This window comes from Pseudoxanthomonas sp. YR558 (assembly GCF_900116385.1).
Classification (GTDB): domain Bacteria; phylum Pseudomonadota; class Gammaproteobacteria; order Xanthomonadales; family Xanthomonadaceae; genus Pseudoxanthomonas_A.
In genome coordinates this window covers 296,213-322,773 of record NZ_FPCI01000001.1, presented here as the reverse complement: position 1 = coordinate 322,773, position 26,561 = coordinate 296,213, and the positions used below count along the sequence as shown (strand labels likewise).

The 26,561-nt window shown below is 66.7% G+C and carries 28 protein-coding genes and 2 tRNA genes; 7 read left to right on the top strand and 23 right to left on the bottom strand.

Annotated features, from left to right (window positions below; translation table 11 throughout):
* Window positions 1–6: 6 nt before the first annotated feature.
* From BM365_RS01465 to BM365_RS01380, 18 genes are read right to left on the bottom strand one after another with little or no spacing between them, the layout of a single operon-like run.
* Window positions 7–1,248: a beta-ketoacyl-ACP synthase gene (locus tag BM365_RS01465; RefSeq protein ID WP_093485946.1), complete on the bottom strand. Its 1,242-nt coding sequence runs from the start codon at window positions 1,246–1,248 to the stop codon at window positions 7–9.
* Window positions 1,245–1,979 (bottom strand): 3-oxoacyl-ACP reductase FabG, encoded by a 735-nt coding sequence (gene fabG / locus BM365_RS01460; RefSeq protein WP_093485944.1) that lies wholly within the window; start codon window positions 1,977–1,979, stop codon window positions 1,245–1,247. The genes BM365_RS01465 and fabG overlap by 4 nt, the downstream gene beginning before the upstream one ends.
* On the bottom strand, window positions 1,979–2,431 hold the full coding sequence (locus tag BM365_RS01455; RefSeq protein ID WP_093485942.1) for a hotdog family protein: 453 nt from the start codon (window positions 2,429–2,431) through the stop codon (window positions 1,979–1,981). Before BM365_RS01455 ends, fabG begins: the two co-directional genes overlap by 1 nt.
* Window positions 2,432–2,433: 2 nt before the next feature.
* Window positions 2,434–3,624, bottom strand: coding sequence for a beta-ketoacyl-ACP synthase (locus BM365_RS01450; RefSeq protein ID WP_093485940.1), 1,191 nt, complete (start codon window positions 3,622–3,624; stop codon window positions 2,434–2,436).
* On the bottom strand, window positions 3,621–4,169 hold the full coding sequence (locus tag BM365_RS01445; RefSeq protein ID WP_093485938.1) for a DUF3261 domain-containing protein: 549 nt from the start codon (window positions 4,167–4,169) through the stop codon (window positions 3,621–3,623). Before BM365_RS01445 ends, BM365_RS01450 begins: the two co-directional genes overlap by 4 nt.
* Window positions 4,157–5,389, bottom strand: a complete 1,233-nt coding sequence (locus BM365_RS01440; RefSeq protein ID WP_093485936.1) for an NAD(P)/FAD-dependent oxidoreductase — start codon at window positions 5,387–5,389, stop codon at window positions 4,157–4,159. Before BM365_RS01440 ends, BM365_RS01445 begins: the two co-directional genes overlap by 13 nt.
* Window positions 5,386–7,758, bottom strand: coding sequence for an MMPL family transporter (locus BM365_RS01435; protein WP_093485934.1), 2,373 nt, complete (start codon window positions 7,756–7,758; stop codon window positions 5,386–5,388). The genes BM365_RS01440 and BM365_RS01435 overlap by 4 nt, the downstream gene beginning before the upstream one ends.
* On the bottom strand, window positions 7,751–8,392 hold the full coding sequence (locus BM365_RS01430) for an outer membrane lipoprotein carrier protein LolA (protein WP_233210788.1): 642 nt from the start codon (window positions 8,390–8,392) through the stop codon (window positions 7,751–7,753). The genes BM365_RS01435 and BM365_RS01430 overlap by 8 nt, the downstream gene beginning before the upstream one ends.
* Window positions 8,389–8,820 (bottom strand): acyl-CoA thioesterase, encoded by a 432-nt coding sequence (locus BM365_RS01425; RefSeq protein WP_093485932.1) that lies wholly within the window; start codon window positions 8,818–8,820, stop codon window positions 8,389–8,391. Before BM365_RS01425 ends, BM365_RS01430 begins: the two co-directional genes overlap by 4 nt.
* A complete protein-coding gene (locus tag BM365_RS01420; RefSeq protein WP_093489363.1) occupies window positions 8,810–10,351 on the bottom strand; it encodes an HAL/PAL/TAL family ammonia-lyase in 1,542 nt (513 codons plus the stop codon). The genes BM365_RS01425 and BM365_RS01420 overlap by 11 nt, the downstream gene beginning before the upstream one ends.
* Window positions 10,344–11,288, bottom strand: coding sequence for an LpxL/LpxP family acyltransferase (locus tag BM365_RS01415; protein WP_093485930.1), 945 nt, complete (start codon window positions 11,286–11,288; stop codon window positions 10,344–10,346). Before BM365_RS01415 ends, BM365_RS01420 begins: the two co-directional genes overlap by 8 nt.
* Window positions 11,285–12,049 carry a glycosyltransferase family 2 protein gene (locus tag BM365_RS01410; protein ID WP_093485928.1) on the bottom strand — a complete coding sequence of 255 codons (765 nt, stop codon included), beginning with the start codon at window positions 12,047–12,049 and terminating at the stop codon, window positions 11,285–11,287. Before BM365_RS01410 ends, BM365_RS01415 begins: the two co-directional genes overlap by 4 nt.
* A gap of 4 nt (window positions 12,050–12,053) precedes the next feature.
* The gene (locus BM365_RS01405; RefSeq protein ID WP_093485926.1) at window positions 12,054–13,733 is read right to left on the bottom strand and encodes an ApeI family dehydratase; all 1,680 of its coding nucleotides are present in this window, start codon (window positions 13,731–13,733) and stop codon (window positions 12,054–12,056) included.
* A complete protein-coding gene (locus BM365_RS01400; protein WP_093485924.1) occupies window positions 13,726–14,277 on the bottom strand; it encodes a COG4648 family protein in 552 nt (183 codons plus the stop codon). Before BM365_RS01400 ends, BM365_RS01405 begins: the two co-directional genes overlap by 8 nt.
* A 13-nt stretch (window positions 14,278–14,290) precedes the next feature.
* Window positions 14,291–14,545 (bottom strand): acyl carrier protein, encoded by a 255-nt coding sequence (locus BM365_RS01395; RefSeq protein WP_093485922.1) that lies wholly within the window; start codon window positions 14,543–14,545, stop codon window positions 14,291–14,293.
* 20 nt (window positions 14,546–14,565) lie between these two features.
* Window positions 14,566–14,826: a phosphopantetheine-binding protein gene (locus tag BM365_RS01390; RefSeq protein WP_056878692.1), complete on the bottom strand. Its 261-nt coding sequence runs from the start codon at window positions 14,824–14,826 to the stop codon at window positions 14,566–14,568.
* Window positions 14,813–15,610: a lysophospholipid acyltransferase family protein gene (locus BM365_RS01385; protein ID WP_093485920.1), complete on the bottom strand. Its 798-nt coding sequence runs from the start codon at window positions 15,608–15,610 to the stop codon at window positions 14,813–14,815. Before BM365_RS01385 ends, BM365_RS01390 begins: the two co-directional genes overlap by 14 nt.
* Complete coding sequence (locus BM365_RS01380) at window positions 15,603–16,340, bottom strand: beta-ketoacyl synthase chain length factor (RefSeq protein WP_093485918.1); 738 nt, start codon at window positions 16,338–16,340, stop codon at window positions 15,603–15,605. Before BM365_RS01380 ends, BM365_RS01385 begins: the two co-directional genes overlap by 8 nt.
* A 139-nt stretch (window positions 16,341–16,479) precedes the next feature.
* Between BM365_RS01380 and BM365_RS01375 the strand changes: the two genes are divergently transcribed.
* The 4 genes from BM365_RS01375 (at window position 16,480) to BM365_RS01360 (ending at window position 18,322) form a co-directional block, all read left to right on the top strand.
* Window positions 16,480–16,555: transfer RNA gene (locus BM365_RS01375), tRNA-Ala, on the top strand.
* Between the two features lie 52 nt (window positions 16,556–16,607).
* Window positions 16,608–16,683: transfer RNA gene (locus BM365_RS01370), tRNA-Glu, on the top strand.
* Between the two features lie 338 nt (window positions 16,684–17,021).
* Window positions 17,022–17,765 (top strand): hypothetical protein, encoded by a 744-nt coding sequence (locus tag BM365_RS01365; protein ID WP_139227259.1) that lies wholly within the window; start codon window positions 17,022–17,024, stop codon window positions 17,763–17,765.
* Between the two features lie 329 nt (window positions 17,766–18,094).
* The gene (locus BM365_RS01360; protein WP_056878688.1) at window positions 18,095–18,322 is read left to right on the top strand and encodes a hypothetical protein; all 228 of its coding nucleotides are present in this window, start codon (window positions 18,095–18,097) and stop codon (window positions 18,320–18,322) included.
* Between the two features lie 11 nt (window positions 18,323–18,333).
* Here BM365_RS01360 and BM365_RS01355 read toward each other — a convergent pair whose 3' ends face one another.
* Both BM365_RS01355 and BM365_RS01350 read right to left on the bottom strand, forming a co-directional pair.
* On the bottom strand, window positions 18,334–18,816 hold the full coding sequence (locus tag BM365_RS01355; RefSeq protein ID WP_093485914.1) for a DUF1249 domain-containing protein: 483 nt from the start codon (window positions 18,814–18,816) through the stop codon (window positions 18,334–18,336).
* A gap of 116 nt (window positions 18,817–18,932) precedes the next feature.
* A complete protein-coding gene (locus tag BM365_RS01350) occupies window positions 18,933–19,754 on the bottom strand; it encodes a posphoenolpyruvate synthetase regulatory kinase/phosphorylase PpsR (RefSeq protein WP_093485912.1) in 822 nt (273 codons plus the stop codon).
* Between the two features lie 151 nt (window positions 19,755–19,905).
* On the opposite strand from BM365_RS01350, the gene ppsA reads away from it, so the two are divergent.
* Window positions 19,906–22,278 (top strand): phosphoenolpyruvate synthase, encoded by a 2,373-nt coding sequence (ppsA, locus tag BM365_RS01345; protein ID WP_093489361.1) that lies wholly within the window; start codon window positions 19,906–19,908, stop codon window positions 22,276–22,278.
* 93 nt (window positions 22,279–22,371) lie between these two features.
* The gene (locus BM365_RS01340; RefSeq protein ID WP_093485910.1) at window positions 22,372–23,322 is read left to right on the top strand and encodes a mechanosensitive ion channel family protein; all 951 of its coding nucleotides are present in this window, start codon (window positions 22,372–22,374) and stop codon (window positions 23,320–23,322) included.
* A gap of 12 nt (window positions 23,323–23,334) precedes the next feature.
* On the opposite strand, the gene orn is transcribed toward BM365_RS01340, so the two are convergent.
* Window positions 23,335–23,898, bottom strand: a complete 564-nt coding sequence (gene orn / locus BM365_RS01335) for an oligoribonuclease (RefSeq protein WP_093485908.1) — start codon at window positions 23,896–23,898, stop codon at window positions 23,335–23,337.
* A gap of 100 nt (window positions 23,899–23,998) precedes the next feature.
* Here orn and BM365_RS01330 point away from each other — a divergent pair, with 100 nt between their 5' ends.
* Window positions 23,999–24,469: a DUF2721 domain-containing protein gene (locus tag BM365_RS01330; RefSeq protein ID WP_093485906.1), complete on the top strand. Its 471-nt coding sequence runs from the start codon at window positions 23,999–24,001 to the stop codon at window positions 24,467–24,469.
* Here the strand turns inward: BM365_RS01330 and tadA are convergent.
* Both tadA and guaA read right to left on the bottom strand, forming a co-directional pair.
* A complete protein-coding gene (tadA, locus tag BM365_RS01325; protein WP_093485904.1) occupies window positions 24,466–24,942 on the bottom strand; it encodes a tRNA adenosine(34) deaminase TadA in 477 nt (158 codons plus the stop codon). The two genes, BM365_RS01330 and tadA, sit on opposite strands and share 4 nt — an antisense overlap.
* Window positions 24,942–26,507 (bottom strand): glutamine-hydrolyzing GMP synthase, encoded by a 1,566-nt coding sequence (guaA, locus tag BM365_RS01320; RefSeq protein ID WP_093485902.1) that lies wholly within the window; start codon window positions 26,505–26,507, stop codon window positions 24,942–24,944. The genes tadA and guaA overlap by 1 nt, the downstream gene beginning before the upstream one ends.
* Between the last annotated feature and the right edge of the window lie 54 nt (window positions 26,508–26,561).

Genomic DNA, 26,561 nt, shown 5'->3' with positions numbered 1-26,561 from the left:
GGAACGTCAGTCTTTCCAGCGCTTGAAGATGATCGATGTATTGATGCCGCCGAACGCGAAGTTGTTGTTCATCACGTAATCGGTCTGCAGCTCGCGCCCTTCCCCGGTGATGTAGTCCAGGTCGGCGCAACGCGGATCGCGCGTCTCCAGGTTCAGCGTGGGGGCGAACCAGCCCTCGCGCATCATCTGCAGGGTGATCCACGCCTCGTAGGCGCCGCACGCTCCCAGCGTGTGGCCCACGTAGCTCTTCAGCGAACTGATCGGCATGCGGCTGCCGAACACCGCCGCCGTGGCGGTCGTTTCGGCGATGTCGCCGTGGTCGGTGGCCGTGCCGTGCGCGTTGACGTAGCCGATGACGTCCGGCGACAGGTCGGCATCCTCGAGCGCGAGACGCATCGCCTGCGCCATCGTGTCCGCGCTGGGCTGGGTCACGTGCTGTCCGTCGCTGTTGGTGCCGTAACCGACGATCTCGCCCAGGATGGTCGCACCGCGCGCCAACGCATGTTCCAGTTCCTCCAGCACCAGCGTGCAGGCGCCCTCGCCCAGCACCAGGCCGTCGCGGTTCGCGTCGAACGGGCGTGGCGTGCTTTCCGGTTCGTGGTTGCGCACGCTGGTGGCGAACAAGGTATCGAATACCGCAGCGGCGGTCGCGTCGAGTTGCTCCGCGCCGCCGGCGATCATCGCCACCTGCTTGCCGTTGCGGATCGCCTCGTATGCGCAGCCGACACCCTGGCTGCCCGAGGTACAGGCACTGGACGTCGTATAGACACGCCCTGTCAGGCCGAAGAACACGCCGATGTTCACCGGTGCGGTGTGGCTCATCATCTTCAGGTACGTGGTGGCGTTGATGCCTTCGGTGGTATGCGCGTTGAGCATGCGACCGAAATCGCCGATGGCTTCGTGGCTGCCGGCCGACGAGCCGTACGACACACCGACCTTGCCACTCTTCAGCACCGGATGCCCCAGCAGGCCGGCCTGTTCCAGTGCCAGCTCGGTGGCGCGCACCGCCATCACCGCCACCCGACCCATGCTGCGGGTGGTCTTGCGGTTGTAGTGCGCTGGCAGGTCGAAGGGCTCGGCCGGCGCCGCGAGGCGCGTATTCAAGCCTTCGTACTTGTCCCAGTCTTCCATGTGGCGCACGGCATTGCGGCACTCGCGCAGGCGCAGGTGCACGCTTTCCCAATCGTGTCCCAGCGGGCTGATGGCGCCTGCGCCGGTGACCACCACGCGTCGATCTACGCGACTCATCCGACCAACCCTCCGTTGACCGAGATCACCTGGCGGGTGACATAGGACGCCTGCGGCGACATCAGGAACGACACTACCGCCGCGACCTCTTCCGGCTTGCCCACGCGCTTCATCGGGATCATCTTCAGGGCTTCGTCGACCACCTCGCCGCTGACCATTTCGGTATCGATCAGGCCGGGGGCCACGCAGTTGACGGTGATCTCGCGACTGGCCAGCTCCAGCGCCAGCGCCTTGGTCGCGCCGATGATGCCGGCCTTCGCCGCGCTGTAGTTGACCTGCCCCCGATTGCCGACCAGGCCCGACACCGATGACAGCGTGACGATGCGGCCGGGCTTGCGCCGGCGCACCAGCGGCATCACCAGCGGATTGAGCACGTTGTAAAAGCCGTCGAGGTTGGTGCCCAGCACGGCATCCCAGTCCTCGCCGCTCATCGCGGGGAAGGCAGTGTCGCGCGCGATGCCCGCGTTGCAGACCACGCCGTAGTACGTGCCGTGCTCGGCGATGTCGGCGTCGAGCGCCTGCGCGGCGGCCGCACGGTCCGCGACATCGAAGGCCAGCACGCGGGCGTCGCGTCCGAGCGCGCGCACCTGCGCGGCGACGGCCTCGGCTTCCTCTACCCGGCTACGGCAATGCACGACCACGTCGAATCCATCCTGCGCCAGCCGCAGCGCGATCGCGCGACCGATGCCCCGGCTCCCCCCGGTGACCAGGACCGTTGTCTCTCCCCTCATTACTGCACACTCTCCAGATAGGCCATCGCGTCCGGCGGTTCGAACACCGAGACGTTGGCGGTTGCCAGTTCTTCGCCGTCCCCCAGGATGCGGCAGCTGAACATTCCCAGCCCATTGTCGCCCAGCAGCTCACGCCGCGCCTCCACCCGAAGTAATGCCCCCGCCCGGAACCAGGAGACCCGGCTCTCATAGCGGCGCGTGCCCAGCAGGAAGCCGATCGAAGGCTCCCGGCCCGCCTGGCGTGCATGACAACCCGCCCACGCGGCGATGGCCTGGGCCATGTACTCCACGCCCACCCAGGCAGGCACGCCCTCGGCGTGGCTGAACGGCCCCTCCTCCGGGACGCGCAGTTCGACCGCCACGGTGTCTTCGCCCCAGGCCACCAGGCGGTCGACCAGCCGCATCGTCCCCCGGTGCGGCACCACACGCTCGATGTCGTACAGCACGTCCATCTTCATTCGCCCCCGAACACCAGCACCGCGTTGCTGCCACCGAACGCGAAGGACTGGCTCAGTACATGTTTCAACGGCCCTGCAGCTCGGTCGCCGGGCGCGACGAAGGCAAGCGGCGGCAGTGCGGCATCCGCCGCGCCATCCCACCAGTGCGGCGGCAGCCGGTGGCCGGTGTTGTCCACCATCGCGAGCCAGCACAGGCCGGCCTCGATCGCGCCGGCGGCGCCGAGCGTGTGGCCCGTCAACGGCTTGGTGGAACTGACCGGCACGTGCGCGCCGAGCGCCGCGGCCACGGCGCGGCTTTCCATCGCATCGTTCTGCGGCGTCGCCGTGCCATGCAGATTGACGTAGTCGATGTCGCTCGCATCGAGACCTGCACGATGCAATGCCTGTTCGATGGCCGCGATCGCACCATGGCCTTCGGGTGCGGGTGCCGAGATGTGGTGGGCGTCCGACGTTTCGCCCCACCCCGCCAACCGCACAGGTCCGGGCTCGCGCGTCATCAGGAACAGGGCCGCGCCTTCCCCGATGTTGATGCCGTGGCGATGTTCGGAGAAAGGATTGCAGCGCTCGGCCGACACCGACTCCAGCGCCATGAAGCCGCGCACGGTGAATTCGCATAGCGAATCCGCACCGCCCGCGATCACCGCGTCGACCACGCCGGTACGCAGCAGGCGTGCCGCGGACGCCATCGCCTTGGCACTGGAGGAACAGGCCGTGGACAGCGTCCACGCCGGCCCGCGAATACCCGCTTCCGCCGCCAGGAAGCGCGACGGCGCACCGATCTCCTGTTGCACGTAGTGGAAGCTGGCAGGCCATTCTCCCTGTGCGCGCCAATGCGCCATCGCCTTCTCGGCTTCGCCGATCCCCGACGTGCTGGTGCCCGCCACGACGGCCACACGGCTGGAGCCGTAGCAGTCGATGGCCTGTTGCACGCGGTCGCGGATCTGCAGGTAGGCCGCGCGCAGCAGCGCGTTGTTGCGCCCGCGCAGTTGCACAGGATGGTCGTCGAGCGAAGGCAGCGGTGCCACGACCCTGCCCAGTGCAAGGCGATGACCGGCGATCAGCGCGTCGTTCGATGCCACGCCCCTGGGCGCGTCGTCGCGGAACAGGGCTTCGCGCACCGCGGACTTGTCGGCGCCGAGGGCACACACGATGCCAAGGTCGTTCAGGAAAATGGCGTCGCCGTTCAAGGAAGTACGTCTCCGCCGGCCACCGATTCGATCGTCAGATCATAGCCATCGGCGACGTTGCGAACCTGCAGCGTGGTCGCATTCACGCGTTCACGGATGAGCCAGGCACGGCCCCCGTGAAGAAGCTCACGCGTACTGCCGTTGTCGGAAAGCGTCCAATCGGGAGGTAGCGCCGCGCGCACGGCATCCGCCGGCCACAAGCTGAACTGGACATCGTCGAGTACCCGCTCGCTCCGCACCGCCGACGGCAACCAGGGCGCACGTTGCTCGGACAGCTGCGCGCCATCCCACTGCAGGGTGACCCCGGTGCGGCCCATCGCCTGCACCGCCAACCGCACGTCGCGCGCGTCGACTTCGAGCAGTGCATCCATTTCGCGCACCTGCGATCCGAATCGGAACACCAGGCGCTGCTGCAGCGCGAGCTCCTTCCCGAGCGTGGCCGGCGCGAGCCGCAACGGCGGCAACGCGATACCGGGCGCGTGCTTGGCCTGCGACGCGCACGCCGTCAGCAGGACGGCCAGCAGCAGGGCGATCAGCCGCTGCACAGCTGCTCCAGCACCTGCAGCCGGCGCTGCGTTTCGGCAACGTAAGGATTCTTCTTGTCCCAGGCGTAGCCGGCCAGGATCGAACAGATCATCCGGCGGATATCGGGCTGCGGATCGGGATGGAAGATGATCTTCTGGAAGCCACCGGCGTACCACGATTCCACGAACCGTCGGAAGGTCTGCACGCCACCGCGCAACGGCTCGGCGAACTCGGCTTCCCAATCCACCTTCTCGCCTGCGTAATGGCGACGCAGGCATTCGCTCGCGAGCTGCGCCGACTTGAACGCGATGGTGACGCCGGACGAGAACACCGGATCGAGGAACTCGCCCGCATTGCCCAGCAACGCGTAGCCCGGGCCCCACAGCGAGCGCACGTTGGCGGAATAACCCGTGATCTGCCGCACCGGCAGCACCGCCCACTCGGCATTCCTCAGCAAGCGTGTGAGGTTCGGATCTTCGCCAACGATGGCCTGCAGGCGTTCCAACTCGGTGCCGGTGTAGCGATCAAGGAAGGATTGCTCGGCCACCACGCCCAGCGAGCAGCAGCCATTGGAGAACGGGATGGTCCAGTACCAGACATCCACGTGTTCGGGGTGCGTGGTGATCAGGATCTTGTTGCGGTCGAAACCCGCATCCACCGGGATGTGGTCACGCACGTGCGTGAAGATCGCACCGCGCACGGGGAAGTTGGACGGCGATTCGAGCTTCAGCAGGCGCGGCAGCAAGCGACCGAAGCCGCTGGCATCAAGCATGAAGTCCGCCTCGATCACGTACTCCTCGCCCTCGGGCGACCGCACGGTGACACGCGGCGTTTCGCCAGGCTCGGCTGCCAGCACTTCGTGGCGGTAACGAACCTCCGCGCCCATGCGCTCCGCGCCCTTCGCCAGCACATGATCGAAGTCGGCGCGCTGGACCTGGTAGGTCGTTCCCCAGCCAGTCGAGAACTTGTCGCGGAAATCGAACTCCGTGGTGCGTTCGCCACGCACGAACGCGGCACCGTTCTTGTACTGGAAGCCGGCCTCGACCACGTCCTTCAGCAGCCCGGCGGCTTCGATGTATTCCATGCTCTGCGGCAACAGGCTCTCGCCGATCGAGAAGCGCGGGAACTGCTCGCGCTCGACGATCAGGACCTTGCGGCCCTGCTGGCGCAGCATCGCGGCGGCGACCGAGCCGGCCGGGCCGGCGCCGATGATCAGGATGTCAGTGCGTTCCGTCTTCATGCAGCAGTGTTTCCGTTCGTGGGGAGATGATCCGGCGCGGGCCGGAACAGCGGCGACAGCAGCCAGACCAGGCCGATGCCGAACAGGAGGGTCAAGCCGAAAGCGCGCAGCGCCGGCGTCGCCGACAGGCCCAGCAGGCCGAACGACAGCCACGTGCTCGCCGCGCCGACGCAGACCGCCAGCCAAGCGCTGGCATCGCCACGGTGTTCGACCAGGAAGATGCCGTAGTCGATGCCCATGCCGAGCAGCAACATCAGCGCTAGCACGTTGAACAACTGCAACGGCTGGCCGAGCCAGCCCAGCAGCGCCACGGTCAGCACGCCGGCGAGCAAGGTAGGCGTGATCACGCGCCAGGCCTGCCAGCGGTAGCGCAGCGCGAGCACGCCGAATACGACGACCACGCCCGCCAGCAGCAGGCCGGTCATCATGCGCCGGTAATGCTGCAGCAGGCGCGAAATGTCGGCGGTACGGTCGACCCAGCGCACACCGTCGAGCCCGTCCGCCTGAGCGGCGAAGGTGGCGAGCGCATCCGGGCGAGACAGGTCGTTGACCATCACCACCGAGGCCATGCCCTGCCCCACCTGTCCGAGCCAGAGATGGCGCACCGGCAATGCCGCCGGCGATGCGATGAAGGTATCGAGGTCGAGCGGACGCGCTGCGAAGGCGCCGCGCTCGAGCGCTTCACCGGTGGCGACCGACAGTCGTTCCAGCACCTCCCGCTCGACGCGCGCGGTCAGCGCGGCGTCCGCTTCCTGGCGCTGCTGCGACGGCAGCCAGTCGCTGAGTGCGCGGTGTCCGCCCACCAAGCCTTTCGCTTCCGTCTCGCGCAGGCGCGCCACCAGCTGCTCTTCGCGCTGCAGGACATGCTCGGCATCGCGACCCTGCACCAGATAGAACTGCGCGGGACTCGGCATGTCCAGCAGTCGCCCGACGTCGCGTTGCTGCGCGATCAGCGCGGGGGGAGACGACTGCAGGCTGCGCAGGTCATCGTTGCCTTGGACGCGCAGAAGCCCGGGCACCGTCACGACCAGGATGATGACCGCGAGCACGATGCCGCTTCGGCGACTCGCCAGGCGAGGCCAACCCGCCAGCGTGCCGCCCAGCCAGCGCGAGAACGCTGTTGCGCGTACCTCGCCACCATCGAGCCAGGGGAAGGCGAAGATCACAGTGAGGAACGCCGCCGTCAGGCCGACGACCGAGAACAACGCCATCTGCCGCAACCCCGGGAACGGCGCAAGGCCCAATGCGAGGTACGCCATCGCGCTGGTCAGCAGGGCCAGCCACAAGCCGGGCAACAGGTGGCGCAGCAACGACCATCGCCGTGCCTTGGGTTCGCCCTGGCGGGACGCGAACCAGTGGATGCCGTAGTCCTCCGCCACACCCACCAGGCTCGCACCGAAGATCAGCGTCAGCAGGTGGATTTTGCCGAAGACCAGCACGGTGACCGTCAGTGCGACCGCGCATCCCACCAACAACGACAGCGCGACCAGCAGCAGCGGGCGCAGCGAGCGGAACGCCAGCCAGACCAGCAGCAGCACGGCCGCCAGCGAACCCCAACCGATGGTGTTGACCTCGCGGTTGGCCTGCACTGCAGCGGATTCCGCATGCAGGGGCACGCCCGCCTTCAGTACATGCAGGCCCGGTGCAGCGGAGGTCGCCGCCGCAGATGCCCCATCCAGCAGGTCCTGCAGCCTGCGTTCGCCATCCAGCTTGAAGGCGGAATCGCGCAAGGTGAACTGCAGCACCGCCCAATGACGGTCTTCGGCCTGCAGCAAGCCGTCCCCGTCCAGCGTCATGCCCGACGCAGCGGCCTGGGCCTGCCACCACTGCGGCCACAAGCCGAGCGGATCGTTGCGCCACTCGGTCAGGCGCGGCGCACCCATGGGACCGTACAGGGCGGCCAGCGCCGACTCGGCAAGCGTGTCCACGGGCGTGTCTTCGAGCTGCTGCCGCTGTGCCGCCGTCAGCAGGCGATCGCGATGCGGCGCCAGTGTGTCGCGTGCCTGGCTGAACCAGTCTTCGGGGGAACGCTCCGCCACCAGCAGATCCGTTCCCTTCGTCGCGCGATCCTGTACGAAAGCTTCGAACGCCTGGCGCGCGCGCAATACGGCTTCCGTTTCGTCCGCCCCGAGCATCACCACGACGTCGCGCGAGCTGTTGCCGGCGATCAGGCGCGTGGCGTCGGCGACCGCAGGATCTCCTGCGTCCTGCGGCAGCAACGCCAGGATGTCGCTGTCGATCCGTGGCGACTGCCAGAAGCCCCACTGGTGCCAGGCCACGGCCACCAGCGCGAGCAGCCACGCCAGCGCGAGCCAGCGCCAGCCGCGCAGCCTGCGGTCCGCTTCCGGCGACACCTGCGACTCAGTCAAACCGGCCCGCCTCTTCGCGCGTCAGCGTGGCGGGAGTTTCGCTCATCCCGTCGAAGCGGATGCGGGTGACGTCGCCGTTGGCCTCACGCAGCTCCACTTCGCGCACGTAGCGGTCGCCGGCCAGGCGCACCGACGTGAACGCCTGGGCGAGCTGGCGCGAACGCGGCAACAGCGTCATCCGCCAGCCCTTCCCGTCCGCGGGCTCGCTTTTCACCTCGAACGTCGTGGTGAGCGCCTTCATGTCGCCGCTCATCAGGGCGAACATCATCGCGTTCACGGTCCGGAGCCCGGGCTGCTGGCGACCATCGACCTCGACCCGCGCGCTCCCGTCGCGCTGGCGGCTGACGATGCGGTCGCGGGTGATGACGATTTCGGACGGAAAAGGTGCGACCGTCGTCCAGATCACACCCTTCTCGCGCGCCAGCACGAAACGGCCGGACGAACGCAGCGGATTGCGGAAGCCGGCCACCTGTTTCTCCTGCGAGAACCCGCCCCGCAGTAAAGGCACCTGCGCGACCTGCGTGCGCACCCCTGCCAGCGGATCAGGCGACTGCGAGTTCACGGCGCTGACTTGGAGGGATACCCCAAGGGCAGCCATGAGGAACAACGACACCAGCAAGTGGGAAAACTTCATGGCGCGGGCACTCTCAGGCGCTCCCACAGGACCGGGGGGCACTGATACAGCATCTCGCCTGAAGCCGCGTCGACCGCGACCTGCAGCGTATGCGCGCGCGTCAGGACCTCCCCACTCGCTTCGTCGCGGATCTCGTACTCCATCTTCAGCCGGTTTTCCCACTCGGTTATCCGGGCCGACACGCGCAGCGCCTGCATGTACCGCAGTGGGCGGATGTACTTCACCCGCGCATCGACGATGGGCCACATGTAGCCGGACGCCTGCATCTGCGGATAGTCGTAGTCGAACCGCTGCAGCAGCGCGCACCGGGCGATCTCGAGGTATTTGAAATAGTGCCCGTGCCAGACCACCTGCATGGCGTCGCAGTCATGGAACGCCGGACTCAGCGCCACTTCGATGCGAAGGTCGTCGCGAAGCTCAGCCGGCATAGACGTTCCATCGCGCGGCGCGGATGTCCGTCACCAGCTGGCGAAGCTCGCCATCGAGCGCGCGATCCTCTTCGACCAGCGCGATGCGTGCGCAGAGGTCGTCGTACATCGCGGCCGGACCTTCGCCCAGCGTCGACTGCAGGCCTACGCGCTGGCGCAAACCCACGGCCTGGCGCGCCGCGATCAGCATGGCGGCGATGACCTGCTCGGTGAGTTCGAGCACGCGCAGGCAGTCGCGTGCGGCGATCGTGCCCATGCTGACCTTGTCCTGGTTGTGGCATTCGGTCGAACGCGAGAACACCGAGGCCGGCATCGTCAGTTTCAGCGCCTCCGCCGTCCAGGCGGACACGCTGATCTGCAGCGCTTTCAACCCATGGTTGATCGCTGCACGCGGCCCGGTGGCACCGGACAGGTTGGCCGGCAGCCCATGGTTGTAGCGGGCATCGACGATCAAGGCCAACTGGCGATCCAGCAGATCGGCGACGTTCGCGACGGTGTTCTTCAACGCATCCATCGCAAACGCGATATGGCCGCCGTAGAAGTGGCCGCCATGCAGGATCTGCTCGCGCTCGGGATCGATCAGCGGGTTGTCGTTGGCGCTGTTGAGCTCGGTCTCGATCAACTGGCGCAAGAACGGCAGCGCATCTTCCAGCACACCGATCACGTGCGGCGCGCAGCGCAGCGAGTACCGGTCCTGCAGGCGTTGCTCGTTGCGCGGCGGACGATCGCTGTGCAGGTCTTCGCGCAGGCGTTGAGCGACCCGCGACTGGCCGGGATGCGGCTTGGCGGCGAACAGCACCGCGTCGAAGTGGTGCGCATTGCCGTTGCTGGCCAATACGTTGAACGCGGTCAGGCGCGTGGCCAGGCGCGAAACGTACTCGGCGCGGTCGAAAGCTAAGCACGCGAGCGCCGTCATCACGGCCGTGCCGTTCATGATCGCCAGGCCCTCCTTGGGCCGCAGCGTCAACGGTGCCTGGCCTATCTCGGCCAACACCTCCGCCGCCGGGCGGATGCGGCCCTCATGCAGCACTTCGCGCTCGCCGCACAGGACGGCGGCCACGTAGGACAGCGGGGTCAGGTCGCCGCTGGCGCCCACCGAACCCTCGGCGGGGATCAGGGGCAGCACGTCATGGCGCAGCAGGCCTTCCAGCCCTTCCAACAGCGGCAGGCTGACACCGGACATGCCGCGCACCAGCGACGCCAAGCGCGCGGCCAGCACGGCGCGCGTCTCGGTCGCGTCGAGGAAACGGCCCAATCCGCAGCCGTGATAGGTGTACAGGTGGTGCGGCAACTCCGCGACCAGCGCCGGCGGGATGTTCACCGTGCAGGAGTCGCCGTAGCCGGTGGTAACGCCGTAGATCACGCCTTCCTCTTGCAGCAGGCGGTCAAGGAAGTCGGCTCCCTTGGCGATGCGAGCACGGAACGCGGGCTCGCGCGACAGCACGGCCGGGACGCGGCGCTGCGACAGCGCCACCACGTCCTCGATGCGCAAGGGCGCGTCCCCGAACACGGGCGCGGCGGATTCATTCATGGCGGGCGTCATGCGTTACCTGATCCCAGAAGGGGTAGAAGTTGAACCAGTCGTACGGCGAATCGCGGACCTGCCGCTCCATCCATGCCGCGAATTGCGCAGCGTAGCGCGCCAGCGCCTCGTCGCGCGATCCGCGCGGCAACTCGATCCGCTCGGCGAAGGCCTCGAAGCGCACGCGGTAACCGTCGCCCACGTGGGTGCACGCCATGGTGAACACCGGGCAACGCAGCGCGGCACCCAGCACGTAGGCACCGATCGGCAACGGTGCCTCGTGCCCGAGGAATGACGCCTTCACCGAACGCCCGCCCCGCAACGGCACGCGGTCGCCGGCGATGGCGACGAACTCGCCGCGCGCCACGCGTTCGGCCAGCTTCACCGCATCGGCCGGCCCCAGGTCCGTCACCTGTAGCAGTTCGACGCGGCTGCCGGCATCCAGGCGACGGATCAGCCGATTGAAGCGTTCGGCATGCGCGGTGTGCACCAACGCGGTCAGGCGGAACCCCGGCACCTGGTCGGCCATCACCTGGCACAGCTCCAGGCACCCGAGGTGCGCGGTGACGAGCAGTCCGCCCTCACCCGCCTTCACCCGCGCCAGCACGCCTTGGCGCTCCATCGTGACCTTGTCGACCGGATAGCGCTGGCCCAGCGCCAGGATCTTGTCGAGCAGCGTCTCGGCAAACACCGCGAAGTGCCGCAGGCTTTGCCATGCACCCGGGCGCCGCGGCGGTACGCCGAGGTGCTCGTGCAGGCGCGCCAGGTACTGGCGGGACGCGCGGCGTGCCGTGCCATTGAGCAGCCAGTGCACGAACACGACCGGATACACGCAGATGCGGAACGGCCAGCGCCCCAGCCAGCGGTGCACCGCGCACAGCAGCAGGATGCCGCGCACGGACGTGGATTCGCCGATGTCGGCCCAGTGGTGCGAGCGATCGCTCACGCGCGCCCACCCCTCGCTTTGCGCGCCAGCAGGCGTGGCAGTCGCCAGACCATGCCGAAGAAAAGTCGGGTATGCATGCGGCTAATCCGCACGTTGTCGCGCCAGACATCGAAGTGGGATACGCCGTCCAGCGGATAGGTCACCCGCGTGGGGCGGTTGCGCACCTCGACGCCGCGCCAGAACAAGCGCACCAGTACTTCGACATCGAAATCCATTCGACGGCCGATGGTCTCTTCGTCCATCAAACGCAGCACCGGAGGCAGCGGATAGACACGGAAGCCACACATCGAGTCGCGGATCTTGAACGAGAGCGTGTTGATCCAAACCCAGACGTGGGTCAGATAGCGGCCGTAGAGGCGACCCTTCGGCACGCTCGCGTCGTACAGCGGCACGCCGCAGATGATGGCGTCCGGGTGCGCACGGGCCTCTTCGATGAAACCCGGGATGTCGCGGGGATCATGCTGGCCATCGGCGTCGATCTGCAGCACGTGCGTGTAGCCCGTCCTGGCCGCCTCGCGGAAGCCCGCCAGCACGGCTCCGCCCTTGCCCTGGTTCACCGGCAGGCGCAGCAGCGTCACGTCGGACGGATGCAGCGCCGCCAGGCGATCCAGTTCCCGCGCACAGGATTCACCGGAACCATCGTCGACCAGCACGCACGGCACGCCGGACGCGCGCACACCGTCCACCATCGTCGCGATGGCGTGCTCGTGGTCGAAGACCGGAATCACCACGAGCGGACGGACACCGTTCGCCGCGGCCATGGATTCATTCCCCATCGGCGAACACCACGCGCCCGCTGGCATGCGGCCCGTGTTCCGACACGTAGCGGAACACCAGCGTGCTGCGCTCGGCCAACCACTCCAGATCCAGGCGGATCACGTCACCCGGCCGCGCGACACGCTGGAACTTCAGCGCCTCCATGCGGAGGAACTGCGGCGGCAACGGGAACGCTTCGCGCGCCAGCTGCACCGCCCAGTCCAGTTGTGCGACCCCAGGCAGGATCGCCGCCTGGGTGAAGTGACCCTCGAAGACGGCCAGCGACGCATCAAGCGGCAGTTCCACCCGCGCATGCGCAGGCTCGCGCAGCGTCCAGCGCGCCTCGGGACGTTCGGGGCGGAACAGCGCCGTCAGCGCCGCCTCGGTCACCTTGCCCTGTGCGTTCGCCGGCATCGCGGCCACGAAACGCCAGCGCCGCGGACGCGTTACCGCGTCCTGCGCACCTGCGAGATGACGCGACAAGGTGTTCGCCAGGGCACGGCGGCCCGCCGCGTCCTCGGGAAGCGGAACGCTCGCTTCGACCACGACCACGGCCGCCAACGCGCTGCGGCTTCCCCCCAACAACAACACGCGTGCTTCACGGACAGCAGGATGGGCCTGAATCTGCCGCTCCAGTGCATCCAACGAAACCCGCCGCTCTTCCACCTTCACGATGCGATCGGCGCGCCCGAGCAGACGGAAGCCACCTACGCCATCGGCTTCGGCGCGATCCTGGGTACGCCACCAGGCGGGTTCGGCCAAGTGCGGCGAACGTACTTCCAGCGCACCCTCCGTGAGTTTCCAGTCCACACCGGGCAGTGGCTGCCAGGCGGGCTGCTCGCGGTCCCATCGACGCCAGGCGATGCCGCCGGTTTCGCTGCTGCCCAGGATTTCCGCCGGTGGTACCCCAAGCAAACGGGCGACATCGTGGGCGGCCTCGGCAGGCAGTGCGCCCCCTGACGAAAACACCGCTCGCAGGCGCCCGTGCAGCAGCGACCAGTCCAGTTGCGCAGGCAGCCGCTTCAGGTGGGCCGGGCTGGCGACCAGCACCGCGTCGTGACCCTCCATGGCCGCCAGCAGATCCTCGGGGAAGAACGCGCGCGGCACGATCGCACGACCCGCCGCCAGCGGCCACAGCACGCGGAACAACAAACCGTAGATGTGCTGGTGCGAGACCGTTCCGTGGATCGCGACGTCCTCCAGGCCTTCGCCGAGCGCGCGCTCCAAGGCGCGCACCTCGGCATCGAGCTGGCGTAGCCGCTTCTCGATGGCCACCGGCTCGCCGGTGCTGCCCGAGGTAAACACCACGAGTCGCGTGGCTTCGGGATCCAGCGGCGCGAAGACACCGTCGGTCGCCACGCCTTCGCTCAGGGCCACCGTGCCCGGCCAATCACCTGCGAATCCATCCACGTGCGGCTGAAGGCGCGCCTGGGTGCCGCTCAATGCGTCGCCGGGAAGCACGACGGTCTTCCCCGCATGCCAGGCGCCGAACAGGGCCGCGGCAAATCGGGTCGCATCTTCGAGATGAAGCGCGAACCTCGCACCCGGCGCGGCACCGAACGCGGCATGCCAGCGCACGAATTCGCGATGGAACGTCGCGTGGTCGAGCACGCGTCCTTCGCTGCGCGCGAAGGTGCGGCCAGGCAACGGCTGCAGGGCTACGTCGGCCAGCGGGCGCCACTCAGCCATGCGAGTGTCCCGCCCGCACGCGACGGCGCACGAGCCATTCCACGCCGAACAACGTGCCGATCAACACGTAGGCGATCAGGCCGTTGTACAAGGCCCACACGCGGTCGGATGTCCACAGCGCCGTCGCCACCGCCAGCGCACCGTTGAAGACGAAGAACACACACCACACCTGCGTTACCCGCCGTGTATACGCGACGCCGGCCGGCGGCAGGTCCGGTTCGGTCATCCGCGCGATCCGCTCCACTGCCGACGGCGGGAATGCCAGGCTGGTGGCGAATACGGCCAGCATCACCGCGTTGACGAGCGCGGGATATAGCTTCAGCGGAAGCGCTTCATTGGAGACCGTGGCGAGCAGGGCGAGCAGCGCGGCACCAGCCGCTGCCACCAGCCATACCGCCTGTCGGGTCGCGACCGCACGGAGCAACGCGAGCGCCAGCAGCAGTACCGCCAGCCAGCGGGGCTCGAAGCGGCCCATGGCCCAGTACACCACCAGGGGGTACGCCACCGACAGGACCACGAAGATGGCCGCGCCTATCCGGGACACGGTGCGGCCTGCGTCAGGCGGCTTCGTCGCGGATCAGTCCGTACAGCACGTCCACGATGTCCTGCACCGTGCGTACCGACTTGAACGCGTCAGGCTGGAGGCTCCGCCCCAGTAGCGGCTTGAGTTGCACGATCAGGTCGACCGCATCGATGCTGTCGATGTCCAGGTCGTCGTAGAGCTTCGCCTCGGGCGTGATCCGCGCCGTGTCGATCTCGAAGCTGTCGTGCAGGATCGTGACGATCCGTTCAAAGAGTTCGTTCTTGGTCATCTTGCCAGTCCTGCCGTCGCTCAAGCCTTGCCCTGGGCGACGACGAAATCCGCCAGTGCCCGCACGCTGGCGAAATGCCGGCGGGTCTCCTGCGAGTCGGCCGACAGGCTGACTCCATAGCGCTTCTGCAGCGCCAGTCCCAGCTCGAGCGCATCGATCGAATCGAGGCCCAAGCCCTCCACGAACAGCGGCGCGGTGGTATCGATGTCGTCCGGGGTGATGTCTTCCAGCGACAGCGACGAAATGATCAATTCCTTGATCTCGTGCTCAAGTGCCTGCACGCGATGGATCTCCCGCAAAATAGTTGGCCAGATAGTCCGTGAGTCGCCGGGCTGCCAGCGCCTCTCCCCCTGCCGACGGATCCCCCCCGTCCGTTCCGTTCAGGAACGGGGCGATCGGCAGGTCTTCCTGAACATCGATCACCATATGGAACCGCCTAGCCGGCACACGATACCACTTCTCCCCTTTCCCCAGCGTCAGCGGCGCGCAGGAGATGCGCACCGGCGTGACGTCCAGGGCGCCGCGCACGGCAATGTTCGCCGCACCGCGCTGGAGCTTGAGGGGCTGCCCCGGCGTGGTCCGCGTACCCTCGGGAAAGATCACCAGCGTCCCACCCGCCCGCACGGCGGCGATACAGTCCTCGACAAGCCCTGCGCCGTCGTCGTTGGCTACGTAACCTGCGGCCCGGACCGGCCCCCGCATGAACGGATTGCGCGCCACTGCCGACTTCACCACGCAATCGGCATTCGGCAGCAAGGAGATCAGCAAGACCACATCGATCAGCGTCGGGTGGTTGGCGAGCACCAGAAGTCCGTCGCGCGCCAGCCGCTCACGCCCACGGATCTCGTAGGTCATGACACCCAGCCGGCGCATGAGTTCGACATGCGCAGCAAAGCTGCGCTGGACGATGCGGCGCGACCAACGCCGACGGCGCGCCGGGTCGCGCACCAGCCAAAGCAGTGGCGGAAGCACCAGCACGCCCAGGATCAGGCCGCCCACGCCGAACGCGAGGAAGCTCAGGCCGGTGCCTGCCACCCGCCATGCATGACCCAGCCGCTCACGCATCGCGCCGCCACTGCCAGCGCACGCCGTCGCCGCTCCATGCCAGTTGCGCTTCGCGCGCCAGCAGGAAGCGCAAGACGTCCAGCCCATGTGGCAACGAAGCGGGAACGCCCTCGCCTTCGCCCTCCTCAGCACCCCAAGCCAATCGCAGGGTGGGAAGTGCCGGATCGGTACCGACTAGTCGCCAACACCAGGCGAAGCCTGCATCCGGTTCATCCGCGAAGCTGCCGTAGACCGCTGGCAACGGTGCGTCATAAACGACCAACAGCACTTCGGGCGCACCATCGGCGAGCAACGCCACCGCCTCGATGAACGCCGTCTCGACGGTGGCCATGCCTCCTGCCGTCGCTACGTAGTTGCCGCGCTCGCCCCGCAGGATGGAATACAGCGCCGCGATGGCGTTGTGCACCGACAGCCCGAATGTCGTCGGCGAGGGTGAATCACCCGCGACCAGCGCTTCCAGCAATTCCATCGAACGCGCGACATCCCCATGCCGGGACGCGAACACCATCGGCACACCGCCCTCGTCCGCGCGCTGGCACCAGAACGCGGTCTGGATCGCCATGCGTCCCAGGCGTTCGATGCGACGACGTTGCATGGCCGGGACTTCGGACAATGCCGGCGTTTCCTCGCCCATCGGCAGCCACGGAGCCTGCGCCCACGCCGACCACGCGGCCTGGTCCACCAGGCCCGGTGCCCACGCCGCCCATTCCTTCACCGACAAACCGATCATGCGCCGTACGTGGTCCCGTTGTTTTTCAAGCGTGGTATTTCACCCGCATGCCGCAACGTTCGCCAGTCGTGAAAATTTTCGTTACGAAAGCTTGCGCATCGGAAAGAGGCTGGCTATTATTCCGCTCCTGCCAGCACGTGGGGCCATAGCTCAGCTGGGAGAGCGCCTGCATGGCATGCAGGAGGTCGGCGGTTCGATCCCGCCTGGCTCCACCAACTTCCGGACAATAGGCCGTCCGGGATGAAAATCTGGCGAAATTTTTCGTGTGTCCCCATCGTCTAGAGGCCTAGGACATTACCCTTTCACGGTAGCGACCGGGGTTCGAATCCCCGTGGGGACGCCAACTTCTTGAAGTATCCGGGGCTGCCGAAAGGTGGCCCCGTTTTTTTGCCTGCCTGCCCCACCCGCTCTCGTTGAAGTAGCATCGACGCGGGGAACAAGGGGACTACCGGGATGGCATTGAACGCTTGCGCCGTGTGCGGACGTGACCGAAGCGAAGTGAAGGGTGCATGCCCACATTGCGGAGCGCCACCGCCCGTGCCACTGACGCCCCCGGATTTCGGCAGGCTTGTTTTCAGCCAACCTCCGCGATCGCACGTGGCGCCCCCGCCGAGAACCGGCTGGCGTCGCTGGGCTTTGCCTGCGGGCGTTTCCGTTGTCGTTGGCGTGCTGGCGATCACCATGATCGCTGGCCTTATCCGGGTGGGCGCCAAGGTCGAGCACGATCGGAAGGCCGACGAAGCGGCACTGCAGGAAATGCAGGCCGCGTTCGCAGCACGCAAGGCCTCGCTGAACGGTCAGCCTACCGCGGATGCGCCCATCGAGGCGTCGTCTGCGGATGAAGGAACCCTGTTGCAGCGCGCCGCCGCGATCATGACCAAGTTCCAACGCCAAGCCAGCGCCGCGGACATCGCCTACATGCGGGCACTCGCAGACCTGAGGCTGGAAGAGGTGCTATCGCCGCAGCGGTTGACCTCGAGGGAAGGCATCGAGCGGAATCGCGCTACGCTGGAGCAGGCGCAAGCAGGCCTGCGCAAGTACGACGCCGCAAACAATGCCCGGCTGGTGGCGTTCGAAGCCGAGATCATGGGGTTGAAGGATGCGCGCGGATTCGCTGCCTTCATGAGCGGCTTCGAGGCCCAACGCAAGAAGACCTACGAACGCAACGCGCGCGCACTGATCGACCAGCGACAGATGTTCGACGCTGCCCTGGCAGTCACCGAGTTCATGGCCGGGCGCATGCACAGCGCACAGGCCGATGGGGACACGCTGATGTTCCAGACGGACGCCGACCTGAGGGAATACAACCGCCTGATCGGCGCGGTGCACGCGCTCGCTGCGGAGGAGGAGCGCATCCGCGTCGAGACGATGGCGGCACTGGACGAGCATGCCGAGAAGGCCCGGACGCTGAAAGCCAGGCCCTGACGCCTCGACAACCCCGGCATACCGTCAGCGATTGCTCGCGGCACTCAGCCTTCATCGTCTAGCGGCCGCACCCAACTATGTCGAAGTTAGCACTAGAGCGGCACCGGGGAAACGGCATGAAGACACCCACAACCCAACGCGTCGCGGCGCTCCTTCCTGCTCGCAAGGTAGGGATCATTTCGTAATGCCGCTTTCGCAGGCATTTACAAGAATCTGACGGCAGACGGCGTAGAAGCGGAGTGTGCCCGCCATCGCGTCATCGCTGGCCGGGCGCACGTCCTGAGACAAGTGCAGTGGAAGCTGGTGCCCCTTGCCCGGAGCCTGCCGTCATGACCCACGATTCGCTTACAGACGAACTGCTTTCCCAACTGCCCATCAATCGGGATACACGGTGGACCGCCGGGTCGCTGGGCCTGGATGAAGCCGCTTTCGACGCGGTTGCCCAGCGACTGCTCGAGCTGGAAACCGTCGGCGCGGTCGACGTGATGAATCTTTCTCGGGACGCGAGCAACGGCCTGCGCCGGTTGAATGCCATCCGCTTCATGCGGGTGGCCTGAACCCATCAGGATCAGGCGATGGCGCGCGCTGCCTCGACGGGGCGCAGGGTGGCGACGCCATGACCTTGCTCGGCGAGATACTCCAGCCATTTGCCGAGGAAGGTGTTCATCCGCATGCGATGGCTGATGACCTCTGCGGGCGGCGGATACAACCCGATCACGTCCTGCCAGCGGCGCCCGACATAGCAGTGCGTCGCTTCGGCCTGGTGCGCATCGCGGTACAACCGCACGAAAGCCGAAGGATCGGGTTCGCCGGTCACCGGGTCGCACAGGTCGTAGGTCAGCCGCAGTTCCACCGTATAGCGATGGGTCTCGATGACCTCCAGGCGCACATCCAGCCCGTCGCCAATGGAGGATACGTACAGGCCGGGCGCCAGGTGCTCCGGCGCGAACAGCCGCAGCAGCCGGGCGTGGTTCTCCGCATACAGCGCCATCAGCCAACCGAATCGGCTGAGCCGGGGGATGCGTGCGGTGCGGGCCAGGGCCTGGGACATGGCTCGATCCTACACGCGTAAATCCCCGCGCGGCAGCATTGACGCGCACCCGCGTGCGGCCTAAGTTAAGGGTCTACCGCCCGTGGATTTCCGGGTCAGCACCGCACCCTCCCCGCTCAGTACATCTCGCGCTGCAGGCCCAGCGTGGAGAGCACCTTGCTGGAGATCTCCTCGATCGACTTGTTGGTGGTGCTCAGCGTGGGCAGGCGCTCCACCTGGAACATCGCTTCCGCCGCCGCGACCTCGCGCTTGCAGGTCTCCAGCTTCGAATAGGTCGAGTTCGGGCGACGCTCCTGCCGGATCTGCTGCAGGCGCTCCGGGTCGATGGTCAACGCGAACAGCTTGCGGCGATAGGGACGCAGGCGCGCCGGCAGGCGATCGGTTTCCAGGTCGCCATCCGTCAGCGGATAGTTCGCCGCCCGCACGCCGTAATGCAGTGCCAGGTAGACACAGGTGGGCGTCTTGCCCGCACGCGACACGGCGACCAGGATCACGTCCGCCTCGTCGTAGTTCACCGCCATGCCGTCGTCGTGGGTCAGCGCGAAGTTCATCGCGTTGATGCGGCGATGGTAGGTCTCGAAATCCACCAGGCCATGCGCCTGGCCGACGCGCGACTGGCGCTGTTCGCCCAGCTCGCGCTCCAAGGGCTCGATGAAGGGCGCGAACACATCCAGCATTAACGCGCCGCTCTCCGCGATGAGTGCGCTCAGCGCCGGATCCACGCAGGAGCTCACCACGATGGGACGAGAGCCCATCCGCTCACCTGTGCGGCGAATGCGATCCGCGGCATCCCTCGCCTTCTCCTCGTCGTCCACGAAGGACAGCCGGTCGGTCTGGAACCGCATGCCCGCGAACTGGGTCAGCAGGCTGTGGCCGATGGTCTCGGCCGTGATACCGGTGCCATCGGACACGTAGAACACCGGACGCAGTTCAGACATGACCACTTTCCCCCTGCTTCACCATGGAAACCCCTGCTAAATCAAGCTTGTCTGCAATTGGTATGCACTGCATCATATCGCTTCTTCCCCCTAGACACGGCCCCACGCCGACGGTCCTCGGCGCGGTGTGGTCCATTTCGGAGCAATGCGCTTGAACGAGAACATCCTGTGGCTGCACGAGCTGCGCCTGGCCGACCTGGCCCGCGTTGGCGGCAAGAATTCGTCGCTGGGCGAGATGATCGGCCACCTGGCCAACCTGGGCGTTTCCGTGCCTGGCGGCTACGCGACCACGGCGGAAGCCTTCAAGGCGTTCATCGCCCACAACGACCTTTCCAAGCGCATCTTCGACAAGCTGGCCACGCTGGATGTGGAAGACGTGCCCGCCCTGACTGCGGCGGGCAAGGAAATCCGCGGCTGGGTGATCGATGCCCCGCTGCAGCCGGACCTCGATGCCGATATCCGCGCGGCCTACACGAAGCTCTGCGCCGACAACGGCGGCGGTGACGTCGCTGTCGCCGTGCGCTCCTCGGCCACCGCCGAAGACCTGCCCGATGCCAGCTTCGCCGGCCAGCAGGAAACCTTCCTCAACGTCACCGGTGCCGACGACGTCGTGCACAAGGTCAAGGAAGTCTTCGCCAGCCTCTACAACGACCGCGCGATCGCCTATCGCGTGCATCACGGTTTCAAGCACGAAGACGTGTTCCTGTCCGCCGGCGTGCAACTGATGGTGCGCTCTGGCGTGGGCGCGTCCGGCGTGCTGTTCACCCTGGACACCGAATCCGGTTTCCGCGACGTGGTGTTCGTCACCTCCTCCTTCGGCCTGGGCGAGATGGTCGTGCAGGGCGCGGTGAACCCCGACGAGTTCTACGTCTACAAGCCCACCCTGAAGCAGGGCAAGCCGGCGATCCTGCGCCGCGCGCTCGGTAGCAAGCTGTTGCGGATGGTCTATTCCGACGTGCCAGGCGAACGCGTGAAGATCGAAGACACGCCGGCCGACCAGCGCGGCCGTTTCTCGATCAGCGACGACGATGTGCATGAACTGTCCAAGCAGGCGCTCGTCATCGAACAGCACTACGGCCGCCCGATGGACATCGAGTGGGCGAAGGACGGCGTGACCGGCAAGCTGTTCATCGTCCAGGCGCGTCCCGAGACCGTGAAGTCGCGCGCCAAGGCCACGCAGATCGAGCGCTATGCGCTGGAGAAGCGCGGCGAAGTCATCGCCGAGGGGCGCGCCATCGGTCAGAAGATCGGCAGTGGCGTGGCCCGCGTGGTGCGCTCGCTGGACGACATGGCCCGCGTGCAGCCCGGTGACGTCCTGGTGGCCGACATGACCGACCCCGACTGGGAGCCGGTGATGAAGCGCGCCAGCGCCATCGTCACCAATCGCGGCGGCCGCACCTGCCATGCTGCGATCATCGCGCGCGAGCTGGGCGTGCCTGCCGTCGTCGGCACCGGCAACGCGCTGGACCACATCACCGACGGTGTCGAAGTGACCGTGAGCTGCGCCGAGGGCGACACCGGCTTCATCTACGCCGGCGCCCTGCCCTTCGAACGCACCACCACCGATCTCGCCGCGATGCCGGCCGCGCCGCTCAAGATCATGATGAACGTCGCCAACCCCGAGCGCGCGTTCGACTTCGGTCAGCTGCCCAATGCCGGCATCGGCCTGGCGCGCCTGGAAATGATCATCGCCAGCCATATCGGCGTGCATCCGCTCGCGCTGCTGGAGTACGACCGCCAGGAACTGGACGTCCGCAAGAAGATCGACGCCAAGACGGCCGGCTACGCCGACCCGGTGAGTTTCTATGTGGAACGGCTGGCCGAAGGCATCGCCACCATCACCGCCTCGGTCGCGCCGAACCCGGTGATCGTGCGCCTGTCGGATTTCAAGTCCAACGAGTACGCCAACCTCATCGGCGGCAGCCGCTACGAGCCGCATGAAGAGAATCCGATGATCGGCTTCCGCGGCGCCAGTCGCTATGTCGATGCGTCGTTCGAACCCGCGTTCGCGCTGGAATGCCAGGCCGTACGTCGCGTCCGCGACGAGATGGGCCTGGACAACCTGTGGGTGATGATCCCGTTCGTACGCACGCTGGAAGAAGGCCGCAAGGTCATCGACGTGCTCGCGAAGCACGGCCTGCGCCAGGGCGAAAACGGGCTCAAGATCATCATGATGTGCGAGGTGCCGTCGAACGCGCTGCTCGCCGAGGAATTCCTCGACATCTTCGATGGTTTCTCGATCGGCTCCAACGACCTGACCCAGCTGACCCTGGGCCTGGACCGCGATTCCAGCATCGTCGCCAACCTCTTCGATGAGCGGAATCCCGCGGTCAAGAAGATGCTGTCGATGGCGATCAAGGCCGCACGCACGAAGGGCAAGTACATCGGCATCTGCGGCCAAGGTCCCAGCGACCATCCGGACCTCGCGGAATGGCTGATGGCCGAAGGCATCGAGTCGGTGTCGTTGAACCCGGACACGGTCGTCGACACTTGGTTACGCCTGGCGAAGACCAAGGCTGGCTGACGCCGCGCGCGCCCGTCTTCACGTGAAGACGGTTAACATCGCCTCATGCCACTGCACGCCCCTGATGGGGCGTGCCGTTTTTCAGGAGCTCCGATGTCCGCCCCCGCCAAGACCCCGCCCGCCCTGCCCGAGATCCCCACCGAGCCCGCCGCGCTGATGCAGGAACTGCGCGGCATCGATTGGCTGCAGTTGCTCGAGACATGGGGCCTGAAACTGCTGGCCGCGGCGATCATCTTCCTGGTCGGCATGTGGTTGGCCAAGCGGCTGAGCCTCGGCCTGGAGCGCGTGTTGGGGCGCACCCATGCGGACGCGACGCTGGGGGGTTTCCTGCGCCGCGCGAGCTATGCCGCGATGATGGTGCTGGTCATCATCACCGCGCTCACCTCGTTGGGCGTGAACCCGACCTCGATGCTGGCCGTGCTGGGTGCCGCCGGCCTGGCCGTCGGCCTGGCGCTGAAGGATTCGCTGTCCAACATCGCCTCCGGCGTGATGCTGATCGTGTTGCGCCCGTTCCGCGATGGCGACTATGTTCAGGCCGGGGGACTGGAGGGCATCGTCGAGGAAGTGCGCATCTTCCAGACCCGCATGCGCACGTTGGACAATCGCCTGATCGTATTGCCGAACAGCCTGATCACCACGGCGCCGATCATCAATTTCACCGCCAAGCCGCGGCGCCGCATCGATATCCCGGTGGGCGTGGGCTACGACGATGACCTCAAGCAGGCCAAGGCGATCCTGCTGAAGCTCGCCCAGGATCATCCCCACGTGCTGGACGAACCGGCACCGAGCGTCATCGTCAGCAAGCTGAGCGAGAGCAGCGTCGACCTGATTCTGCTGGCGTGGACGAAGACCAAGGATTTCGGCGAGACCAAGAGCGACCTCACCGAGGCCGTGCGCACCGAGATCATCGGCCAGGGCCTCAACATCCCCTACCCGCAGCGAGACCTGCACGTGTACCACCACAACGGCGATGGTGCGCCGCTGGGCGACATCATCACCAAGGGTGTCGTCGACGACGGCGACGTGGCCAAGCCGGCCACGTAATCGCCTGCCGGCTCATTCGCCGGCCAGTGCCGCCATGTGTTTGCGGTAGTGGCGCAGTTCCTCGATCGAATCGCGCACGTCGCTCAGCGCCGTGTGGCTGGCCTGCTTGCGCACGCCTTCGAGCACCTGCGGCGCCCAGCGGCGCGCGAGTTCCTTGAGGGTGCTGACGTCGAGGTTGCGGTAGTGGAAATACTTCTCCAGCCGCGGCATCAGCCGGTGCAAAAAGCGCCGGTCCTGGCAGATCGAATTGCCGCACATCGGCGATGCGCCTGCGGGCAGCCACTCGTGCAGGAACGCCACCGTACGCGCCTCGGCCTCGGCGATCGTCACCTGGCTCTCGACCACGCGCTGCCACAGGCCCGACTTACCGTGCTGGTTGCGATTCCAGTCGTCCATGGCTTCCAGCACCGCCACCGGGTGGGCGATCGCGAACTCCGGCCCTTCGGCCAGCACGTTCAACTTCGAATCGGTGACCACCGTGGCGATCTCGAGGATGGAATCGCGGTCGGTATCGAGCCCGGTCATTTCAAGGTCGATCCAGATCAGGCGGTCATTGTTCGCGTTTTGGGATGCCATGCACCTGTCCGTGATGGGGAGTGGCCGGGGAATCCCGCCACAGGAATGCGGTCTGGCCGCATCATGTCATGATAACGCAGCCTCTTCCTGCGACCGGCCCATGAATCCTTCGACCGATCACGCCGTTCTCACCGCCATGCTGGCGCCGGCCTTCTTCCTGACGGCGACCGCATCACTGCTGCTCTCCGCCAACAACCGCCTGGCCCGCATCATCGACCGCGCACGCACGCTGCTGCGCGAACTGGCGGACGTGGACGACGACGCGGAACGTGGGCTGCTCGAGAAGCGCATTGGCCTGCAGCGCTTACGTAGCCTGATCATCCTGCGCGCGGGCCAGTTGCTGTATGCGGCGATCAGCTGCTTCGTGGGTACAAGTCTGGCGGTCGCGGTGGATACATTCACGGGACACCGCTTGGGATCGCTACCGACCTGGCTGGCCGCCCTCGGCGTGGTCGCGATGCTGGCCGCCAGCTTGTTGCTTGCGCGCGAGTCGACGCTGGCGGTCACCGCGATCAACGAAGAGATGGACCACCGCAAGGTGAAGCGAAAGACGCCCGCCTCGACAAACTAGACCGGGGGCCGTCCGCGCTTGGCGCGGAAGTAGTTGGTCAACCGGCGCCCCGCTTCTTCACCCAGCACGCCCCCCTCAATTTCGATGCGGTGGTTGTGGCGCGGGTCTGCGATCAGGTCGAAAACGCTGCCGCAAGCGCCGGTCTTGGGATCGGTGGCGCCGTACACCACGCGCGACACCCGGGCGTGCACGAGCGCCATGGCGCACATGGCGCAAGGCTCCAGGGTCACGTAGAGCGTGCTGCCGACCAGCCGGTGATTGCCTGTCGCCTTGCCCGCTTCGCGCATCGCCACGATCTCGGCATGCGCCGTCGGATCGTGGTCGAGGATGTTGCGGTTCCAGCCTTCGCCCAGCACCTGGCCGTCAGCACCGACGAGTACGGCGCCGACCGGGATTTCATCGAACTCGCGCTGGGCACGGTCCGCCAGGGCGAACGCGTGCCGCATCCAGTGCTCGTCGTCGTGACCGCCCATCACTCCCACTCGATGGTGGCCGGCGGCTTGCCTGAAATGTCGTAGACCACGCGCGAGACACCGCGCAGCTCATTGATGATGCGGTTGGAGACGGTGCCGAGGAACTCATACGGCAGGTGCGCCCAATGCGCGGTCATGAAATCGATCGTCTCGACCGCGCGCAGTGCAATGACCCACTCGTACGCGCGCGCATCACCGACGACACCCACCGACTTCACCGGCAGGAACACGGCGAACGCCTGCGAGGTCTTGTCGTACAGATCGGCCTTGCGCAGTTCGTCGATGAAGATCGCATCGGCCTTGGCCAGCAGTTCGGCGTACTCGGGCTTCACTTCGCCCAGGATGCGCACGCCCAGGCCGGGGCCCGGGAATGGATGGCGATAGACCATCGTGCGCGGCAGGCCGAGTTCGACGCCGAGGCGGCGCACTTCGTCCTTGAACAGCTCGCGCAGCGGTTCGACCAGGCCCAGCTTCATGTGCTCGGGCAGGCCACCGACGTTGTGGTGGCTCTTGATGACGTGCGCCTTGCCGGTCTTGCTGCCGGCCGACTCGATCACGTCCGGATAGATCGTGCCCTGCGCCAGCCACTTGGCGTTCTTCAGCTTGTTCGACTCTTCCTCGAAGATCTCGACGAACAGGTTGCCGATGATCTTGCGCTTGGCTTCCGGATCGGCGACCCCTTGCAGCGCGCTGAAATAGCGGTCGGCCGCGTTGACGCGCACGACCTTGACGCCCATGTGCTCGGCGAACATCGCCATCACCTGGTCGCCTTCCTGCCAGCGCAGCAGGCCGGTATCGACGAATACACAGGTCAGCTGGTCGCCGATCGCCTTGTGCAGCAGCGCGGCCACGACCGACGAATCCACGCCACCGGACAGGCCGAGGATCACCTCGTCAGAGCCGACCTGCTCGCGTACGCGGGCGATCTGGTCGTCGATGATGTTCGCGGCCGTCCACAGCGTCTTGCAGCCGCAGATCTCGGCGACGAAGCGGCGGAGCAACGTCTGGCCCTGCTTGGTGTGCGTCACTTCCGGATGGAACTGCACGCCGTACCAGCGCTTTTCTTCCAGCGCCATCGCCGCGACCGGGATGCGGTCGGTGGTGGCGGTGATCGTCCAGCCCGGCGGCGCTTTCGCGACGTGGTCGCCATGGCTCATCCACACGTCGATGCGCGGCGCGCCTTGGTGGTCGCTCAGGCCACCCAGCAGCGCGTCGTGCGCGACCAGTTGCACCTCGGCGTGACCGAACTCGCGTGCGTCCGCGGCTTCCGTCGCGCCGCCCAGCTGCGCAGCCAGGGTCTGCATGCCGTAGCAGATGCCAAGGATCGGCAGGCCGCTGTCGAACACCTGCTGCGGTGCGGCGGGCGCGCCATGCTGCGTGGTCGACTCTGGGCCACCGGACAGGATGATGCCCTTCGCGCCGAACTTCGCGATTTCGTCCGGGTCGTGGTCCCACGCCCAGATTTCGCAATAGACGCCGATCTCGCGGATGCGGCGGGCGATCAGCTGCGTGTACTGCGCGCCGAAATCGAGGATGAGGATCTTGTCGGTGTGGATATTCGTCATGGTGTCCTGCAGCTGTAAACGAAGAAGGGAAACGCTGGCGTCTCCCTTCTCTGG